This is a genomic window from Paenibacillus sp. HGF5 (assembly GCF_000204455.1).
Taxonomy (GTDB): domain Bacteria; phylum Bacillota; class Bacilli; order Paenibacillales; family Paenibacillaceae; genus Paenibacillus_AQ; species Paenibacillus_AQ lautus_A.
This window is the reverse complement of record NZ_AEXS01000039.1, coordinates 1-1515: the sequence shown is the minus strand read 5'-3', so window position 1 is coordinate 1515 and position 1515 is coordinate 1. Positions and strand designations below refer to the sequence as shown.

The window sequence follows — 1515 nt, the reverse complement described above, 5'->3', positions numbered from 1 at the left end:
TTAGAGGAAGTTTTTCTTCCGATTATTGAATTGTTCAGCTCCGCTGAAAACTAATAAATTCTATAATCTATGGCAAAAGCCGCAGGATATACTCCTGCGGCCGCATTCCCTCTTATTTTTTTGCCATGTATTTGCGAATGTCAAATGCTACCGCTGCTACGATAATAAGCCCTTTGATGATCAATTGCCAATAAGGGCTTACGCCGATAAAGGTTAAACCGTAATTGATAACGCCGAAGATCAGAACCCCGGCCATCACGCCGGGCACCGTGCCGATGCCGCCAGCCGTGGATACGCCCCCGACCACGCATGCCGCTATCGCATCCAGTTCATACATGTTGCCATAGTTGTTGGTCGCACCACCGGTTCTTGCAGCCTCCAGCACGCCGGCGATGCCGTACAGTGCACCGGAAATGGCGTAGATCGCGATGAGATTGCGAGCGACATTGATCCCCGATACATGCGCGGCTTGCACGTTGCCGCCAATGGCATACATGTTTTTGCCGAGCCGGGTCTTGTTGAAGATGACCCAGCAGATGAACGCAACAAAGATAGCGATGATGACGATGTATGGGAGTGAGTAACCGCCGCCAAAGTCGATGTAGCCGCTGCCCCACACGGTAAAATCCGATCGTAAGCCGCCGATCGGCTGGGACTGGTTCGGCTCCATATCAAAATAGATGGAATTGACGCCGTATATCCCGACCATCGTACCGAGCGTCGCAATGAACGGCGGCACATGCAGCTTGGCTACGATGAAACCATTGATTAGACCGACGATAAGCCCCGCTATGATGCCGATCAGGATCGGCAATAGAACCGATACCTGGGGCAAATCCGGGAAGAATCGGTTCGCATAAACCTCCGTTTGCAGCATCGAAGCCGATACGACCGCGGTTAAGCCTACGACGCGACCTGCGGAAAGGTCTACCCCGCCGGTGATCAGAATGAATGCCGCTCCCAGCGCGATGATCAATCTGGTCGAGGATTGCTGCAGAATATCCCGCAATGTGGAAAAGGCCAGAAAGTTGGGATCTGCGACGGCAATCCCGATGACGAGCAGTATCAATACTACGAATATGGCGCGCTGCGCCAAATAATCCTTAACCTTAACGATGGCTTGCGAATTCATCGACTTCCCCTCCCGGATCGGCCGACCGCTGCTGTGCGGCCAGCCGCATGATTTCCTCTTCGCTTGCTTCCTGCCCTTCCAGAATTCCTGTCATCCGCCCTTCGCTCATCACCATGATCCGGTCGGACATTCCGAGCAGCTCGGGCATTTCGGAGGAAATCATAATGATGCTCTTCCCTTGCGTCGCCAGCTGCGTAATGATGGAATAAATCTCGAACTTGGCGCCAACATCGATCCCGCGGGTCGGCTCATCCAGCAGCAGGATCTCGGGCTCCGTAAGCAGCCATCTCGCCAGCAGCACCTTCTGCTGGTTCCCGCCCGACAGATTTCGAATCTGGGTATTGACCGACGGCGTCTTGGTTCTCAGCTTCTCCACGTTCGTT

2 protein-coding genes are annotated in these 1515 nt (G+C 53.7%); both read right to left on the bottom strand.

Features of this window, described 5'->3' with window-relative positions:
• Positions 1-112: 112 nt before the first annotated feature.
• On the bottom strand, positions 113-1132 hold the full coding sequence (gene mglC / locus HMPREF9412_RS07095; RefSeq protein ID WP_009590733.1) for a galactose/methyl galactoside ABC transporter permease MglC: 1020 nt from the start codon (positions 1130-1132) through the stop codon (positions 113-115).
• The coding region (locus tag HMPREF9412_RS07090) for an ATP-binding cassette domain-containing protein (protein ID WP_036671566.1) at positions 1110-1515 on the bottom strand (406 nt) is incomplete at its 5' end. The genes HMPREF9412_RS07090 and mglC, both read right to left, overlap by 23 nt.